An 18,733-nucleotide genomic window follows, 5' to 3' on the forward strand; every position below is an offset into this window, starting at 1 on the left:
AGTAAGCAATAGGAGAGTCAAGATGAGTGATAGGAAGTACTGGGAATCCTTACTAGAACCGGGGATACTTGCTGTCGTAGGAGCTGGTGGTAAGACAACAGTTGTATCTAAATTAGGTGCTGTGGCAGTCAGTCTAGAGCGACCAGTGGTGGTGACGACGACAACAAAGATGGGGTCTGAACAAGTGGCTCCTTGGAACCCCTACTATGGGGATGACGTAACACTGGGTGAGTCTCATATTGTTGAACAAATGAAACGTGGTCAGATGGGGTCTTGGTTCCAAGCAGTAGCCGGGCATAAAGTAGTAGGACTAGATCCGGAATTACTAGATACATTACATGAGCGACATCCAGATTGGTCCATTGTTGTTGAGGCAGATGGGGCGAAAACCAAGTGGTTGAAAGCCCCTAAATCTCACGAACCGGTGATACCGACTAAAACGGTAACCACTATTGCAGTAGTGAATATGCAGGTCCTAGGCAAACCGCTCACAGAGGCCTATGTGCATCGCATAGAAGAAGTGCAGGCTATTATGGATATCCCACTAGGGGATAGAATCACTCCAGAAGGAGTTGTAAAACTATTAAGGCACGACAATGGTATCTTTCAATATGCTCAGGGGAAACGAATTGTGTTCTGTACAGGATGCGATACGGTAGACTCAACAGTGGTGGATGCATTTTTACAAGCCTTACAATCCCTTCCATTACACAAAGTAGTATTAGCTAATGGATATGGTGAAAATTGTTGTATACAAAGGATACTAACATGGCAATAGGTTGTGTATTATTAGGGGCTGGACAATCGAAACGTATGGGATGTGCCAAGCAATTATTGACCTATCAAGGACAGACGTTGCTAGAGATTGCTCTCTCTAAGTATGGCGGGATACAACCGCTAGCGGTTGTCATTGACCCACGTATGGGTGTGGAAGATATGGTGCGTAAGGTGCAGGGGATTCCTGTTTTTAATGAGGAACCACAACTAGGGCAAGGTACATCTATCCGATTGGGAGTTGAAGCCTTGTTACAATGGGAACGCACACAGAAGGATCGCCTAGAGGCAATTGTATGTGGTGTGATCGACCAACCTCTATTGGATGGACAAGTCATTGACGACTTGTGTAATGCTTTCAGAGACATAGGCGACGAGAAAGCCATTGTACAGCCACAGTATGGACCGCATCAAGAGCGAGGTAATCCCGTAGTGTTTGGTAGACATTGGGCGGATGCGTTACGATTGATTCCGGGCGATATGGGGGGACGTGTCATTTTGCGAGGTGAAGGTTCTCCTCATGTTACCTATGTATGGCTTGAAAGGCAACGTATTATGCATAGTGGTATTGATATTGATACGAAAGAAGACTATGACCGTATTGTGAGCGAAGGAGGACGTTATGAAACCAATGATTTTAATCCGTAGCGGTGGAGATGTAGCATCTGGTGCTGTGTATCGATTGTGGCGGGCAGGGTATCCTGTGGTGATTAATGAAATTGCCATTCCTACCATGATTCGTAGAGAAGTGTCTTATGGAAATGCGGTGCATCGTGGGGAAATGATTTTAGAGCGTTTGCGCTCACGTCATGTACCCTTACAAGATGTGACAAAATTACTAGAGAGTCGTGAAGCAATTCCTGTTGTCACTGAGCCCTATGAAACCGTATTAGCTACGATACAACCAACCATCGTGGTGGATGCAATCTTGGCGAAGCGAAATGTAGGCACCAAAAAAAGTGATGCTCCTTTAGTCATTGGATGCGGTCCTGGATTCAATGCTGGCAAGGATGTACATGTTGTAGTTGAAACTATGCGTGGTCATACCTTGGGACGATGTATTTATGAAGGACCAGCATTAGCTAATACAGGGATTCCGGGCAATGTGGGAGGCTATACTCATGAGCGAGTAATAAAATCCCCAACGGATGGTCTATTTGTAGCGAAGAGCCATATTGGAGATCAAGTAGAGGCAGGTTCTATCATAGGCTATGTAGAGGATGTACCAGTGCATGCAAAAATTACCGGCACTTTACGAGGTATTTTAGCATCTAATATATTAGTAACGAAAGGCTTTAAATTAGCGGATGTGGACGCACGATGTGAAGAGAGCCATTGCTTTACTATATCAGATAAAGCATTAGCTGTCGGCGGTGGTGTGATGGAGGCCATCACTGCTTGGGAATATGAGCAGATAAAGGAGTAGTACCATGAATCTGATTGATATTGCGCAAGAACGTATGGCAAAGGATGAATCATCGTTGATTGTAACGATATTATCTGGAGAGCGACAAGGCGATAAAGTGATGTATAGCCATACTGGCGACGTGGTATATGGCAATGCCATTGAAGGCTTTACAGTACCTCAAAGTATAGAACCACAATTATTTTCTATTGAAGATATGGAATGTTTCCTACAACCTGTAGTAAAAGATCCAGAAGTCCTCATTCTAGGGGCTGGTCATGTAAGCCGCTGTGTGGCTGACCAATTTTTATTCATTGGTTGCGGTGTCACCGTCGTTGATGACCGAGCGGAATACTTACAAGAAAACTTTTTTGACTCTCGTGTAAAACGAGTACATTTAGATTTTAAATCATTACAGGATAACTTGAATCTTCATTCGTATACGGGCATAGTGGTAGTCACTAGAGCTCATGAGTTCGATAGCATATGCTTGCACCAAGTGCGACATGTGTTGCCAACCTATGTGGGTGTCATGGGTAGCCATAAACGTATTTTCCATGCTTTTGAGGTGTTAAAAGAAGAAGGTTGGACACAGCAAGAACTAGATATGTTATATGGTCCTATTGGCTTAGATTTAGGAGCCCAAACACCAGAAGAGATAGCACTATCCATCGTAGCAGAATATATGGCAGTGTCTTATCGTAAGCAAGGTGGTTTTTTATCGAAAAAGAGGTATACACATGAAGTATGAGTTTATTGAGTATTTACAACAACATAAGGAAGATACATTAGCAGTGACAACGATTTTAAATACCCACGGATCTACTCCACGGAAAGCGGGCACTACTATGATTGTACATCCTGATGGATCAATCTTTGGTACTATTGGAGGTGGTCGTGCGGAAAATGAAATTCGATTAAGTGCGATAGATGCATTGGAAAAGAAAGAACGTTTCCGTCGTATTTATGTGGATTTGAACGATGATGTAGCGATTAAAGAAGGTATGGTTTGTGGCGGTAACATGGACGTACTCATCGAAACTTACTATGTATAACTACTAGGTTTACTAGAAAAAAATACTAATATAGGATACAATAAAAGGGTACATGCATGAGCATGTGCCCTTATTTGTATTAGAAAGGATAGGAGATATTCTATGCTGTTTCAATTACAAACTACATTAGCTACATTACGGTTCTTAGATATCGTAGATATTATAGTTGTAGCCACACTATTTTATTGGTTATATCGTCTAGTTAAAAATACAAGAGCCTTGGGCTTATTAAAAGGCTTGGGCGTATTAGTTGTTTTGAATATCGTAGCACACTTTATGGGATTGCATACTATAAGTTGGATGATGCAGCAAAGTGTGGCAGTCCTTATGATTGCGTTACCCATTGTATTTCAGCCAGAATTACGACGCCTCTTAGAGCAGCTGGGTAGTGGTACTGGATTTTTCTCATCCCGTACTAAAATTTCTAAAGAAGAATTAACATCTATTGTAAAAGAAGTCGTCATTGCTTGTCGTAGTATGTCTCGTCGTAAAATTGGGGCTCTCATGGTCTTTGAAAGAAAAATGAAATTAGACGTGCTATCTATGCAAGGCACACGTATTGACGGACTCGTAACTAGTGAATTATTGATGAATTTATTTTATCCAAAATCTCCTCTTCATGATGGAGCAGTGATCATTCGTAACGGTCGTATCGAGACGGCTGCAAGCTTACTTCCCGTAAGTCAAAATCGTGATGTGAGTAAAGAATTGGGTACACGACATCGTTCAGCCTTAGGGCAAAGTGAAGAAAGTGATGCCTTAGTGGTGGTGGTCAGTGAAGAAACTGGTCAAATTTCCTATGCTTTAGGTGGACAAATTCACCGTGGTGTTACGGAAGATACATTGCGCACAGTTATGTTGACCTTATTGGAGCCAACACCAAGTGCAGTCAGCTCTTTACTTAAAATCAAACGAGGTGAATCGAAATGATGCATTGGATAGTAGGATTAAAACATAATTGGGGCATGAAGTTGTTTTGCTTATTTTGCGCCATTGGTATGTGGCTGTATGTTATGAAGGATCAAAACCCGATCATTGAAATGACCTACACCGTACCGGTACAAGTGCAAAACTTAGATCAAAACTATTTAGTAGAAGGGGTGCCGAGTGAAGTGCGTGTTCATTTACGAGGACCTCGCAATGCCATCTTTGATATTAACCCATCTGTATTGAAAGCCTATGTGAATATGAAAAATGCTCGTGTAGGTCAGGAAAATATACCTATTAATTTTACTGCCCCAACAGGGACTTTCATAGATAGTATGACACCAGAAAATGTCACTGTTACAGTGGATGAATATATGGTAAAAGAATTGCAAGTACAGGTGCATCCATTGGGGACAGTGCCTAATGATATTGCCATTAAAGACTCGAAAATCATGCCTACAACGGTTACGATTTCTGGACCAGCCCACTTAGTAAGTAAAGCATCGTATGCTGTGATTCGCATTAACCTAGATAAACATCGTGAAAGTTTTACAGAAGTTGGTGATATTTTAGCTGTAGATACATCTGGGAATGAGGTAGAAGGTTTAACAATCACACCAAGAGGAGCACAAATTCAATATGAATTAGAACGGATTAGAATGGAGAAAAAAGTGCTGGTGCAACCGAATCTAGTCGGATCAGTACCGATAGGTTATGCGGTGAAACGTGTTGTAGTTGAACCAAAAGAGTTGACGATTGTAGGAAAAGAATCCATCCTCAACGGTATTGATGGAGTAAAAACTATCGACATCCCTATCCATGGTGCTACTAGTAGCTTTACCGGGGGGTATAGTTTAGTCTTACCAGAAGGTGTGACAACAACAAAAGACCGAGTTGTGGTGAAAGTAGAAATTGAACCACAGATGTAGGAGAGAAAGATGTTACGTATTATTAATTTTCGGATACCAGTACAAGAGGCAGAGCGGTTAGAAACATTACTTGTAAAAAAATATAGCCCATTACAAGGACGTATTAAAGCGATTCATGTGGTACGACGGGCCGTAGATGCAAGGAAGAAACCGAATATTACTTTTGTGTACACTTTGTTTTTAGAAGTAGACCAAGAGCAACAATTGATGAAAAAATTAAGTCGTCATAAAGATATTACTTTGATGGAACCTGAAATGCCGGAACCTATTATGCGTGGTACGGCACCTATGCAACATCGCCCAGTGGTAGTTGGTTTTGGCCCTGCTGGCATGCTGGCAGCGTTCTATTTAGCACGAGAAGGATATCGACCTATCGTGTTAGAACGAGGTCAAGATGTAGACCAACGCACTTTAGATGTAGAACAGTTTTGGAAAGAAGGTATTTTCAAACCCGAATCGAATGTACAGTTTGGTGAAGGTGGAGCAGGTACCTTCTCAGATGGCAAATTGACGACCCGTGTCACCCATCCAAGACTTCATGAGATTGCTACGTACTTTGTAGAATTTGGAGCTCCTAAAGAAATTTTATATAAACATAAACCTCATGTAGGAACAGATATTTTGCGCCATATGGTAAAAGCTATGCGCCAGCAAATTATTGCTTGGGGTGGAGACGTTCGATTTGGTGCACACGTCACAGATATTGAAGTACAAGACCAAGTTGTAACCGGCGTTATCATTAATGGAATAGAACGAATCCCTGCAGATATTGTGATGTTAGGGGTTGGTCATAGTGCACGTGATACCTATCGTATGCTCTATGATAGAGGGGTCCATTTAGAAGGGAAATCCTTTGCTATCGGCGTTCGTATTGAACATGATCAAGATGTGATCGATACGTCACAATATGGAGTGTATCCCGCAGATATTGGGTTAGGAGCAGCAGAATATTCTTTAGTGTATCATGATAAAGAACAAGATCGTTCTTGTTATAGTTTCTGTATGTGTCCAGGGGGACAAGTTGTGGCGAGCGCCTCTGAAGAAGGCGGTGTTGTGACCAATGGTATGAGTTTATACGCTCGTGACAGTGGGATTGCGAATAGTGCATTGGTGGTTACTGTAGGCCCTCGTGACTTTGGAGAGCATCCATTAGCTGGGGTGGACTTTCAACGAAAATGGGAAGAACAGGCTTTTATCGTGGGAGGTCGCAATTACCATGCACCAATTCAGACGGTAGGTCATTTCTTAGGTCGTACTGATACGAATGATGTACAACGGAAGGCTTACAGTTATGAACCGGGTGTGACACCAGCAGATATTCGCCAATGCTTGCCAGAGTACGTGACGAATACATTAGCGGAGGCCTTGCCATATTTTGGACGCCGTATACAAGGCTTTGATGCGGACCATGTGTGTATGACTGGGGTGGAAACACGAACATCAGCACCGCTTCGCATCGTACGAGACGACAACAGACTTTCACAGTCCACGAAGGGATTATATCCCATCGGAGAAGGTGCAGGCTATGCAGGAGGCATCATGAGTGCCGCCTTAGATGGGGCAGAAACTGCCATACTAATTATGAATACATATGGCCCTTTGAAAGGAGATCATCATGAGTAGATTATTCGGTACAGATGGGGTACGAGGTTTAGTTAATGAATTTTTAACGCCAGAGTTGGCCTATCATTTAGGTCGGGCAGCGGCGTCTTACTTTGGACAATCCGTAGATCGTCCTACTTTTCTAATTGGACGTGACACACGTATATCGGGAGGTATGTTAGAAAATGCTTTAGCCTCTGGTATTTGCGCTGTAGGTGGAGATGTGATTATTTTAGGAGAAGCACCGACACCAGCGATTGCCTACTTGGTTCGCCAAAAAGGATGTACTGCAGGGGTTGTTATTTCCGCATCTCATAATCCGTATCCAGATAATGGTATTAAGTTCTTTGATGGTAACGGCTTTAAATTGCCAGATGCCGTAGAAGATGAAATTGAAAAATTATGTACAGCTAGCGCAGACGATTGCTTGCCACGACCAACAAAAGGTGATATTGGTCAAATCTTCTACCATCAAGACTGGGTGGAAGAATATGTAAACTTCGTAGTATCCACTAGCGACGCTTTAACGGGTTTGAAAGTTGTCTATGACGGAGCCCATGGGGCAGCTTCCTATGTGGGACCTAAGATTCTTCGTCAATTAGGGGCAGAGGTAGTAGCTATCAATGTAACACCAACGGGCACGAATATTAACGACAATGCAGGGTCTACTCATTTAGATGGCTTACAAGAAACAGTGCTTCGTGAAGGTGCTCAGGTGGGGATTGCCAATGATGGTGATGCAGATCGTTGTCTAATGGTAGATGAAAAAGGCCAAGTTTTAGATGGTGACCAAATTATGTTACTTTGCGGTTTACACTTGAAAGAGCAAGGTAAATTGAAAGAGAATATGATTGTAGGCACTGTGATGAGCAATATCGGATTTCACAAGGCGGCGAAAGAGTTGGGTATGCAAACATGTAGCACAGCTGTAGGTGACCGCTATGTACTGGAAAAAATGCTCGCTGATGGATACTCTATTGGTGGGGAACAATCTGGACATGTTATCTTCTTGGATTACAATAGCACTGGTGATGGTTTATTGACAGCGGTACAAACCTTGTCCATCATGAAAGAAAAAGGAAAATCTTTATCTGAATTAGCTGGTTTGATGACGAAATACCCACAATTGTTGGTGAATGTACGAGTGTTAACAAAAGCAGGTTGGGAAACGAATAGTGCGATCCAAGATGCGATTCGTGAAGCAGAAGAAGAACTGGGTAGTAATGGTCGTATTTTAGTACGTCCATCTGGTACAGAGCCATTGATTCGTGTTATGGCAGAAGGTCCGAACCAAGACCAATTGGATGAATTATGTAACCGTATTGGCGATGTAATTCGCATTGAACAAGGAGAAGCCTAATGTTTCGCTTAGTGACGGATGAAGAAACCTATGAACAAGGCACTTGGATCGATGTAGAAACAGTGCTACATCAGATTGTGGCAGATGAACGGGTGTTCTTTAGTTTGTTTTGGGGCACACCAAAAGAAAACTGCCACTTTGTTCAAGCTATTATGGATGAAGAGCAACCGAATCAGCTAAATCTGGAAATCGCCTTAGATAAAGATGGATATAACTATATGTATGTGAAGAAGGATGTGCCCATACCATGGTGTATGGATACATTGCAAACCATGTACATAGAAAGCCATTTGCCAGATATGAGCGTGTGGGAGTTTGTAGGGGCTTTTCCGCAAGGGTAGAATTTTGATGGCGTCGATAATCGTACTAGGTAAAACCTATGCAATGCTATGGAAGAAGCTATACGTATTATAGAAGCATGTTATAAAAGGTTTTTAATCAAATGTGGGGGCTACTTTTATAGGCGTGGCTCCTAAATTTAGCATAGAACTAATCTATATGATAGAATCATAAAAGAGAGGAAAGTTGATAATTTTTAATCAACTTTCCTCTATTTTATTTACGGGCTATTTTGTTACAGTTCTATTTTATTAGGTACTAGTTTGTTATTGTTCCGCCATAGCTAGTAATCAATTATTCCGCAATAGGTGCTTGCAATAAAGCGTTACCAGTATCCATGCCAACTGGAGCAGGACTTACCAAATATAAGCAAAGTACGATGAGTATAGTTAAACCGATGATTAACCAAGAGAATTTGCCAGACTTACTGAATCCGTAGTATCCAAACATGCGGATACCGAAGGCACAACCAACGGCAGCAATTAAGGAGGCTAAGGAGAATTGGTTTTCTAGTACAAACAGAACCATGGTACCCGCAAAAGCGCCGATCACTGTGACCATAGGTACAATACGATCAAATGGAGATGGGAAATTTCGTTTAACACCATGAATGTACGAGGAGATTTCCAATCCGAATACACCTAATAGTAAGGATAAGGAAGGCCAAATAGCAGTCCAGGATTGACGCATAGCATAGCGATTAGCCCCTACATAGTAAGCAAACCAAGTTAAGCCCAGCATGGCAATACCTACTAAAAGGAAGTACCAAGTATCAGGAATATGACGGTATGCTAAGACACCGACGATGGTCCAACCAGCGGCTAACAGGGAGGAAATCCCGATTTGTTTTAGGGTAGGACGCTCTGCTTGTGGGATGCGTTTGTATAAGGCAGCCCCTAATTCCAAGATAAAGAAGAAAATAAATAATCCGATGGATACATGAGGAGATACAAGACTTAATCCAAAAGAGATAACAAGAGGAATGGCTAATTTCCAACCAGGGAAGAAGGTTAACTCTTTAAAGTCTAATCGTACATCCTGTGTTTCTAAGGTAAATGTATTATACAAAGTAAATGTCAACATAAATGACACAACTTCTACTGGTGTAGCCCCCCAATATAATAGGGTTGGTACTAATAAGAAGGAAATGGTAATCCCCGTAAACCGAGAGATAAAGGCTGCTACGATACCTATCGTAAAGTAAGGTAGTAGGGCAAAGATATACTCCATGATGAACTCCTTTTTAAAAAATGATATATTCACTTTTAGTATACGTTACTTTGGAACGCATAGCAAGGATATCAATGGATAGATTTTTCCTTAGGCGACATATCTTTTACAATGCGACGAATTGTTTCTGGATGGCATCCGTAATGGCTAGCAATTTCAGCTACGGACAACTGCTCATCTTGGTGTAAAGCGTATATATCATAAGCATATGTACGAATACGGGGTGCTTTTTGATACACGCCATGACGAATGAGCAGATTCCGAATTGTATGGTAATTGGTATGATATGCATTTGCTAATGCTTGCAATGGAGTGCCTTGGACATATTTAGAAATAATGCTATGTGTAGGGAGTTGTTCCTTGTTTCCTCGTAAAGTAATCCCTCGTTCCCGCAACCGAGAGGCGATGGTAGAGGGTTTGACAGCATATAGTTGTCCAATATGGATGGTAGATAGCTTGTACTGTGTATAGAGTTGGCAAATATCATCAATAGGTAGGTCAATACGTTTCATACTATTTCGGAGGGGAATACTATGACGTTGTAAGACATGAATAATCGTAGAAGGTGATACCTGTAATTCTCGACCAATCATGGCGGCACTAGATCCTCTGTTATAGGATTCTAGAATATAGGAGATAGGTAATGCTGTTGGAGAAGAACTAGGGCGAGGCTCTTTTAGATGCCATTCATGTAAACGGCTATAGATGGTTCGAGGGGACACATGAAAGTGCTGAGCTATAGCTTTGATGGATGTGCCACTTCCATAGAGTTGAGTCAGTTCCTCTTTGGGGATATTCGGGGTTCTACTGTGAAAGGGAATCTCATTGTCTCGTAGGCGTTGGCAAATAGTACTTTGACTACAGTGTAATTGATCTGCGATAGCTTTGGTAGTCAAGTGCTGAGTTACATAAAGTTGATACAGTAATTCATAGGGAATCGAAATGATGAACTTTTTTGGTTTGCTCATAATAGGCCTCCTCGTATGCTTTGCTGTTGAGTTAGTTTACTTTCAGTATGCATAGAATAGTGAAAGTTGTCTACTCACTGGTAGGAGTGTGTATCACTGGTAGGAAATTTTCTGTCTCCTATGGAGGAACGAGGTGATCATCGTGTATAATAAAAGAAATAGTTTTGATGATACAAGGAGATATTATGAAAGATATGATTCATTATATTGCGATGCTACCGGCTATTGCTATCGCAATTTCGATATTTAACTATGCTCAAGCAAAGATGGCTATCCGTCTAGGGGATACGACACCGAGACAATGGGGACGAGATACGATCAATCCTTTTGCTCACCTAGATTTGCTGGGCGTGCTGGTCATGCTTATTGCCAGTGTAGGATGGAGTAAGCCTATTCCGTTTTCACCCTATAATTTTAAAAATCCACGGACAGCGATGGTGCAAATTGCCTTAGCTGGATTGGGTGCTAATATTTTAGTGGCATTCCTTGCCTACATGGGTATGTCTGTGGTCACGCAACTGGGGACAATCAGCACGGGGTTGCAGATGGTTATGTCCTACATCGTGACTTTGAGCATCGGCTTTGGAGTCTTTAACATGTTGCCAGTACCAGGCTTTATTGGATTTTATGTACTACTTCAATATTTGCCCTATGAGTGGCAAGAAAAACTATTAGGTGCTCAGCTATGGTTCTTTATTGGTATTTTGGTATTGGGCCAATTTGGATTTTTAGGCGCTATCATACGTCCAGTATTTGCAGTGATTTTAGGCATTTTTGAAAGCATTGTTCATCTAATTCTATAATGATGAAGCAGTCGTTTCGTTTATAAATAGAAATATAGTATAGCTAATTATAACAATTATTCATAATCAAAAAATAAATATTGCTAGTCATTCCCAAAAAGAGTACAATCATAGAAGGTATAATTTTATATTTCATAGGAGGGTATCCAAATGAAAAAAAGTAAGTTAGCTATTCTTGCATTGGCATTAGTAGGCGCAGTATCTGTGGGCGCAAATGCATCTGCTCATGGCGTATTCTTTGCAGAACGTATTGATCAACCAACATTGGTATTAGGGGAAGGTCCTGTAGATAATGCATACGAACCATCCATGGTAAAAAGCTTTGAAGCTTATGATGTGGGATATAACCCATTGGACATGAAAGTAATCCCTCATGAACACAATGTAACAATTGATAAAAATGAAATGTTAGGTACTACAGCAACTACATTTGACTATGGCTATTTTACTAAAGATAAAGACGGTAAAACTCATAGAGCAATGATGAAAGATGTACCGAATGCTGTGAAATCGACGCATGCAGTAAAATACAATGTAAACTATTGGAATGCAGCGGTAAAACCTCAACGTTTAAATATGCCAATCGAAATCGTTCCAAGCGTTAACCCATTAACATTGCGCAAAGGCGATACTTATGAAATCCAAGTATACAAAGATGGCATGCCTTATGCTAACGCTCCATTAATCAAAGACGTTATCAATGATTTGACTAATGAAAGCGAAGCTGATGCACAAGGTAAAGCAATGGTAACAGTAGGTGCTAATGGCTTGAATGTAGTAGGCGTAGAAGTAGCATTCCCAACAGAAACAAAAGGGGAACAAACTAAATACTTCTCTAGTTTATCCTTCACAATTCAACCAGAGTAAGACGTCACTTGTAACGCTATAAAAACTTGTGGCGGATGTAATATGATAAAGGAAAGAGCACGGTATACCCCCTCTCAAACGGTATTTCATAATGTTTGTTCGGGGGCACACCGTGCTCTTTTTTTTGTTTGTCTTATCTAGACAGTACAATCTGCCACAAGTTTTTTACGCGTAACGGCGTTCCTTAGGTGAAGGAAGAGCGCGACATATTCCTCCGCAAACTGATACAGTGGTTAGGTTTGCTCCGGAACATGTCGCGCTCGTTTTGTATTGGTGTAATTCAGTCAATATGGATGCCACAAGTTTTCTACTCATCACTGCGTTCCTCAGAGAATAGGTTGCGGTGTTTGTTCGGGGCACACCGTGCTCTTTTTTTGTTTGTCTTATTTAGACAGTACGATCCGCCACAAGTTTTTTAGGCCTAACTGCGTTCCTTAGGGAGAGCATGTAGGTTATACTAAAGTACCAGTTCTATGATAGGGTGAATAAAGTATCAAAAAAAGTTATAATCACTATAGAATGTATATCTTCTAGTGAAGGTTGATTTTTCGTCGTGCAATACAAGCTTATAGCAAGAAATTATTACTAGTGATAGGCTAGTATTGGCAAAAAATTAATGAAAAATTACAGTAAAAAAATAAAGCGATAAATCAAAATAAATATTGAAAATAATAGATTTACTATGTATAATATATGTAAGAATTATAAAAGAATGCCATGGCTTATCTATGCATGAGTTTAGTATAAGTGGCTGGATGTAATGAATTGTATATAGCAGCTAATGAAGTAGTATATTAGCTGTTTTTTTGGTTGTAGTATAGTGATTATAAATAATATATGAATTAGGAGGTTCTATCACAGATGAACAAGTTATTCAAAGTTATTTGGAGCAAATCTAAGCAATGCTATATCGTAGTATCTGAAGTAGCAAAAAACAGAAGTGGAAAAAAGAAAATTGTTGTAGCTAGCGTATTAGCGGCGCTGACGGTAGGTGTACAAGTGGCAACTGTAGAAGCAGCGATTCCAGAGGGCAATACATCGAATGGTGCTGTCGTTGCCATTGGTGGGGGAGCTAAGGCCAGCAATCGGTTTGCTTCTGCCATGGGTCAAGATGTGGAAGTCAGTGGTCGTTTCTCGGTAGGTATTGGTGTACAAGTGCGAGCACCAGGAGAAAATGTAGTGGCCATAGGTTCTGGCGCATTTAGTGGGAAAAAAGTAGAAGCCAATGAAAATGATGCCATTGCCATTGGTACGGCGGCACAGGCAAAAAAATCGGCGGGGATTGCTATTGGTCGCTTATCTACTGTAGAAACTGGAGAACGTGGTATTGCTATTGGTAATGAAAGTAAGGCGGGAGCTACGGAGGCTATCGCGTTAGGCCACAAAGCAACAGCGACAGGTGCCACATCAGTGACAATTGGTAGTGAATCAAAAGCCACAGGCGCCACAGCAGCTGCCTATGGATATAAATCAGAAGCAACGGGTGCTAGTGCGGTGGCTGTAGGTAATACCTCAAAAGCCACAGCTGCTAACACAGTAGCGGTAGGTAATACATCACAGGCTACGGCCGCTAACACAGTGGCGGTAGGTAACACATCACAGGCCACAGAAGATAGTGCATTAGCAGTAGGTAATGGTGCTAGTGCGAGCGCTGCAGGTACCGTTGCACTTGGTAAAAGTGCAACAGCCAATGCGACACAGGCTATTGCTATCGGCAGTGCAGGCACAGATTTAACAGAAGCTCCTACAGCAACGGGAACTCAGTCTATCGCGATTGGTACGAAAACAGTAGCCAATAGTGGTAATGCTATTGCCATGGGTTCCACTGCATCTGCCACTGGTGTGGCTACGACGGCTATCGGTACTGATGTATTAGCAAAGCAACATGGCTCAACAGCAATTGGTTCTACAGTTAAGGTAGAAGGAAGTAAAGCGGTAGGTCTTGGGTTTCAAGTAAGTTCTAAGCAAGATGGTAGTACGGCGATTGGATATATTACCAACGTATTGGGTAATCAAGCGGTAGGCATTGGATCTAATATGACTGTTGGTGAGAATGCTGGTGGTGCCGTAGCAATTGGGTACATGTCAAGCGTTACTGGTCAAAGTGGTATCGGCATTGGATCTAATGGCACATTAGCATCTGGTCATAGTGCGATTGCTCTTGGTAATAGCACACAAGCAACAGGGGCATCCTCTATTGCAATCGGTAAAAGTGCTAATGCCGCCCTAGCACATTCCGTTGCACTAGGTGAAGGATCCACGACAGCTACGACAGATGCGAAAAATGCAACTGCCTACTTATCCGGCGATGCTGTGAATGATACGGGAAATGGTATTGTATCCCTGGGGAATAAACGAAATGAATCTGATACAGGTACCATCACTCGTCGTATTGTCAGTGTAGCAGGTGGTTCCGACGATTATGATGCGGTCAATGTGAAACAATTAAAAGCCTTAGAAGCGGCGAGTTTGAAAACTTTGAAAGTTGTGAATGGTGCCACTACGACAGAAATGGTACCAAAGGAACGTAAGCTTACGTTAACAGCGGGGAACAATGTTACCTTAACTCCAGATGTGAACACTGGAGCTATTACCATTGCGTCCACTAGTGAAGTAAATAAGATTACTAGTGGTAATACAAATGCTCTTACTGTGACCAATGTGAATGGTAATGTGACAGTGACTCCTGTGGTAGCCGCAGATGTTACAAGTGCAGCAGAAGGAAATAAACTAGTTACGGCTGGCGCTGTGAAAACGGCATTAGATACAAAGGTGAGCAATGATACTTTCACAAGGGAAATGAATAAAAAGGCTAATGTCACAGATGTGGACACATTGAGAACGACAAAGGTGGATAAAACGGACGAGCTCCATGTGAAAGAAGGGGAATATGACATTGACGGTACAGGCAATGTTACCTTGAAACAGGCCAATGGAAATGGAGCTGTGGCAACTGGAAAAGATGTGGTGATTAAAGGTGTGGCAAGTAAAGCTGCATTGGATACGTTAACAACTACAGTGGCAGGCAAAGTAGATACGAATACTTTCACTACAAAGTTAGCTGAAAAGTCTGACAAATCTTATGTAGATACACAATTGGGAACAAAAGCAAGTACGAATTATGTAGATACAAAATTTGGCGATATCGATACAAAATTAGATAATGCGTTGAATAACACGGTTGTGAAAAAGGCTGATTTGGCGAATTTGACGAGTGGTAAGCTAGATGCTACAGCAGAATTACATGTAGTGAAAAATACGTATACCGTTGATACGAACGGCAATGTGGTATTGAAACAAGCCAATGGTGAAAATGTGGTGCAAGATAATCAGGATGTCATTATTTCTGGTGTCGCTAGCAAAACCGATATTACTACATTAACTACAGAAGTAGGTAAAAAAGTAAGTACCGCTGACTTTACAACTGAGAAAAACCGCGTAAATGCGGCTTTGGCAAATAAATTAGAAACGGCAGACTTTAATGCGGCAAAAGCAAATTTTGCGAATCGAGATGATATTGCTGCTTTGCGTGATGTGTTGAATAATAAGCTGGATAAGGATACGGCAGATAAATTTGTGCAAGGCATGCAAAATAAGGTAAGTACTGAGGACCTAAATAACCGATTAACAGCAGCTAAAGCGGACAGTGATAGAGAGTTAGCGAATGCAAAAACGGAACTAAGTGATAAGATTACCGCTTCCACTGAAAATAAGGTGGATAAAGCCGATGAACTCCATGTGAAAGCCAAAAGCTATGCGGTGAATGCAGATACTGGTGAGGTGACACTGGAACAAGAAAATGGGAACCAACAGTCGGTGGCAGATAAAGCTTTCAAAATCACAGATGTAGCTAGCAAAGCTAAATTAGAAGCATTGACCACAACGGTAGCAGGAAAAGCTGATACAACGTATGTGAATACCGAATTAGGTAAGAAGGCAGATACCTCCTTTGTGAACACAGAATTACGTAAGAAAGCGGATACGACTTATGTAGATACGAAGATTGCAGATAATGCAGCAAAATTGGAAACTGCATTGCGTGATACAGTTGTTAAAAAAGATGAATTAGCAAACTTAACTGTTGATAAGGTGGATAAAACAGCGGAACTGCATGTGAAAAAAGGTGAATATACCTTTGATACAAATGGTAATATCGTGTTAGAAAAAGTGGACGGCACTGGTACTGTTAAAAATGATGAAAAAGTAACAATTACCGGCGTGGCAACGAAAGCAAGTGTAGATGCTGTAACTACACGAGTGACAACGGCGGAGACGAATATTACTAACCTTACCACTGACTTAGGGGATACAAAAACGAAGTTAACTAATTTGACCACAAAAGTGGGAACTGTAGAAGCAACAGCTAATGCTGCGAATACAGCTGTGGCGAATCTTTCTACGAGAGTGGATGGAATTAATGATACGGTTACCGATCAAGGAAATCGTTTAAGGAATGCGGAAACTAACATTAATACGATTACTACTAAGTTGAATGATAAGGTAGATTCAAAAGATTTTAATGAGAAATTAACTGCATTAAAAACGGAAATTACAGATAGCACTAAATTATCCTTTGCTGGGGATGTAACAAAAGATGGTAATGACACGGCTACTAATGCAGTGGAATTAAATCTAAAAACAGATACACTAAATGTAAAAGGTGTAACAGATGAAATTCATACAGTAGCCAAAGGCAATACGATTACAGTAGGCTTATCTGATAAGGTAAAAGACCAATTAAAAGAAATTGCTAAAATTGGTGACACTTCAGCAGATGGTCGTGATGGTGTAAATGGAACGGCAAAGAACACAGGTCTTACGGCTGAAGATGGGTTAAATGGTAAAACATTAACCGACAAAGTAAATGCCCTTCGTAATGGTGAAGCTGGTTCTGTTGTGTATACAGATGCGGATGGAAATCGGTTAACAAAAGCTAATAATGGAAAATATTATAAGGCTAATGAAGTAGGATCTGATGGTAATCCAATTGGAGCAGCACAACCAGTAGGGGCAGACAAATTCCAAGCCACCTTGGTAAATCCAAATGGTACGACAACACCTACAAAATTATCTAATGTGGCGGATGGAACTATTTCTTCTACCTCTAAAGATGCAGCAACGGGCAAGCAATTGTTTGATGCGAAAACTGAGTTAGCTACCGCTTTAGGAGGTGGAGCTACTGTCGGTGCCGATGGTACCTTGACGAATCCTACCTATCACCTAACAGATAAAGATGGTAATGCTAAATCTGTGAACACTGTTGGTGATGCGTTAACGACCATCAATGATCGTTTTAACTCTGTAGCCACTGCGACGAACGCAGACGTGGAAAAACTAAAAAATATGGATGGCTTAACAGAAACAGGAACAAATGTTATCAAAGATTTAGCGAAAGAGGTCATCGATGTAGCTGGTGATGGAAAAGCTATCAATGTAAGTAATAAAACAGAAGGTGACAAAAAAATCTTTACAGTTACCTTGAGTAATCATTTAGAGTTGGCAAAACCAACTACAGATGCGCAAGGAAATGTTATTGAAACGCCTAATAGTGTAGATGCGGATGGAAATCCAATGTTTGATAGAGAAAAGGCTAACATGGGGCTCGATATTAATGGTCATGATGGATCCATTACTGCCGGTTATGGTGATTCCGTTGTGAATATTGATGGTCGCCATGGTGCGATTACGGCGGGGGCTGGTGCCAATGAGGTGAAATTGAATGGCGCCGATGGTAGCGTTACAGCTAACACCGGTGTCTTTGGAGATCATTCTGGCCCTAATGGTGCTCCAGATAAAGGCAAGAGCAAAGTGACTATCAATGATCAAGGATTATCCATTGTTAGCATGGATAGCACTGGTAAATCGTCGTCTACTATTACCTTTAAAGATGGAACGATTACAGGACTGAAAGCAGGTACTGGTGACAACGATGTGGCTACAGTAGGTCAAATGAAAGAAGCATTAGCAAATACATCTGGACAAATCGGTGAAGCCGTGAAAGAAACGGCAAAACGGGTGAATGAAGTAGGAGCACATGCAGCAGCGTTGTCGGCTATGAATCCATTAGGTTACGATCCGCTACGGAAATCACAAATTATGGCAGGGATTGGTACCTATAAAGGTAACCAAGCGTTGGCTCTAGGCGTGGCACATTATGTAAATGAAAATTTCATGTTCAATGCAGGCGTCACTATGGGAGCGGGTAAAAGCATGGCAAACTTAGGTGCAACCTATCGTTTTGGTGCTGGAGATGACGCCATTCCAGAACGTTACAAAGGGGGACCAATCTCCTCTATTTATGTGATGCAAGATGAAATCGCGGCCTTGAAAGCAGAAAATGCTAGAAAAGATGCAGAAAATGCAGAAATGAAAGCACAAATTAAAATGCTCATGGAACGCATGGGTATGGCATAAAATGAAATAACAATAATTAAAAGTTAACTAGCATACCAAAAAGTGGGTACCAATGTCGTA

Annotated in this window: 15 protein-coding genes; 13 read left to right on the top strand and 2 right to left on the bottom strand. The window is 41.3% G+C overall.

Annotated features, from left to right (window positions below; translation table 11 throughout):
* Nucleotides 1-22 precede the first annotated feature (22 nt).
* The 10 genes from yqeC (at nt 23) to EO125_RS02655 (ending at nt 8,393) form a co-directional block, all read left to right on the top strand.
* Nucleotides 23-778 (top strand): selenium cofactor biosynthesis protein YqeC, encoded by a 756-nt coding sequence (gene yqeC, locus EO125_RS02610; RefSeq protein ID WP_127147527.1) that lies wholly within the window; start codon nt 23-25, stop codon nt 776-778.
* Nucleotides 769-1,422, top strand: a complete 654-nt coding sequence (locus EO125_RS02615; protein WP_127147528.1) for an NTP transferase domain-containing protein — start codon at nt 769-771, stop codon at nt 1,420-1,422. The genes yqeC and EO125_RS02615 overlap by 10 nt, the downstream gene beginning before the upstream one ends.
* Entirely contained in the window at nt 1,397-2,200 is an 804-nt protein-coding gene (gene yqeB / locus EO125_RS02620) for a selenium-dependent molybdenum cofactor biosynthesis protein YqeB (RefSeq protein ID WP_127147529.1), read from the top strand. Before EO125_RS02615 ends, yqeB begins: the two co-directional genes overlap by 26 nt.
* Before the next feature lie 4 nt (nt 2,201-2,204).
* Nucleotides 2,205-2,930 carry an XdhC family protein gene (locus EO125_RS02625; RefSeq protein ID WP_127147530.1) on the top strand — a complete coding sequence of 242 codons (726 nt, stop codon included), beginning with the start codon at nt 2,205-2,207 and terminating at the stop codon, nt 2,928-2,930.
* A complete protein-coding gene (locus EO125_RS02630) occupies nt 2,920-3,234 on the top strand; it encodes an XdhC family protein (protein ID WP_127147531.1) in 315 nt (104 codons plus the stop codon). Before EO125_RS02625 ends, EO125_RS02630 begins: the two co-directional genes overlap by 11 nt.
* A 102-nt stretch (nt 3,235-3,336) precedes the next feature.
* Nucleotides 3,337-4,164: a diadenylate cyclase CdaA gene (gene cdaA, locus EO125_RS02635; protein ID WP_127147532.1), complete on the top strand. Its 828-nt coding sequence runs from the start codon at nt 3,337-3,339 to the stop codon at nt 4,162-4,164.
* Nucleotides 4,161-5,090 (top strand): YbbR-like domain-containing protein, encoded by a 930-nt coding sequence (locus EO125_RS02640; protein WP_127147533.1) that lies wholly within the window; start codon nt 4,161-4,163, stop codon nt 5,088-5,090. Before cdaA ends, EO125_RS02640 begins: the two co-directional genes overlap by 4 nt.
* 9 nt (nt 5,091-5,099) lie before the next feature.
* On the top strand, nt 5,100-6,713 hold the full coding sequence (locus EO125_RS02645) for an NAD(P)/FAD-dependent oxidoreductase (protein ID WP_127147534.1): 1,614 nt from the start codon (nt 5,100-5,102) through the stop codon (nt 6,711-6,713).
* Entirely contained in the window at nt 6,706-8,052 is a 1,347-nt protein-coding gene (gene glmM, locus EO125_RS02650) for a phosphoglucosamine mutase (RefSeq protein WP_127147535.1), read from the top strand. Before EO125_RS02645 ends, glmM begins: the two co-directional genes overlap by 8 nt.
* The gene (locus EO125_RS02655) at nt 8,052-8,393 is read left to right on the top strand and encodes a hypothetical protein (protein WP_127147536.1); all 342 of its coding nucleotides are present in this window, start codon (nt 8,052-8,054) and stop codon (nt 8,391-8,393) included. Before glmM ends, EO125_RS02655 begins: the two co-directional genes overlap by 1 nt.
* Before the next feature lie 292 nt (nt 8,394-8,685).
* Here EO125_RS02655 and EO125_RS02660 read toward each other — a convergent pair whose 3' ends face one another.
* Both EO125_RS02660 and EO125_RS02665 read right to left on the bottom strand, forming a co-directional pair.
* Entirely contained in the window at nt 8,686-9,621 is a 936-nt protein-coding gene (locus EO125_RS02660) for a hypothetical protein (RefSeq protein ID WP_127147537.1), read from the bottom strand.
* A gap of 71 nt (nt 9,622-9,692) precedes the next feature.
* The gene (locus EO125_RS02665) at nt 9,693-10,589 is read right to left on the bottom strand and encodes a helix-turn-helix domain-containing protein (RefSeq protein ID WP_127147538.1); all 897 of its coding nucleotides are present in this window, start codon (nt 10,587-10,589) and stop codon (nt 9,693-9,695) included.
* Nucleotides 10,590-10,774: 185 nt separating this feature from the next.
* On the opposite strand from EO125_RS02665, the gene EO125_RS02670 reads away from it, so the two are divergent.
* The 3 genes from EO125_RS02670 (at nt 10,775) to EO125_RS02680 (ending at nt 18,673) form a co-directional block, all read left to right on the top strand.
* The gene (locus EO125_RS02670; RefSeq protein ID WP_127147539.1) at nt 10,775-11,392 is read left to right on the top strand and encodes a site-2 protease family protein; all 618 of its coding nucleotides are present in this window, start codon (nt 10,775-10,777) and stop codon (nt 11,390-11,392) included.
* Nucleotides 11,393-11,542: 150 nt separating this feature from the next.
* Nucleotides 11,543-12,259 (top strand): DUF4198 domain-containing protein, encoded by a 717-nt coding sequence (locus EO125_RS02675; protein WP_127147540.1) that lies wholly within the window; start codon nt 11,543-11,545, stop codon nt 12,257-12,259.
* Nucleotides 12,260-13,120: 861 nt separating this feature from the next.
* Nucleotides 13,121-18,673, top strand: a complete 5,553-nt coding sequence (locus tag EO125_RS02680; RefSeq protein WP_127147541.1) for a YadA-like family protein — start codon at nt 13,121-13,123, stop codon at nt 18,671-18,673.
* The last annotated feature ends 60 nt before the right edge of the window (nt 18,674-18,733 follow it).

The organism is Veillonella sp. VA139, from assembly GCF_003992005.1.
In the GTDB taxonomy this organism is placed as follows: Bacteria; Bacillota; Negativicutes; order Veillonellales; family Veillonellaceae; genus F0422.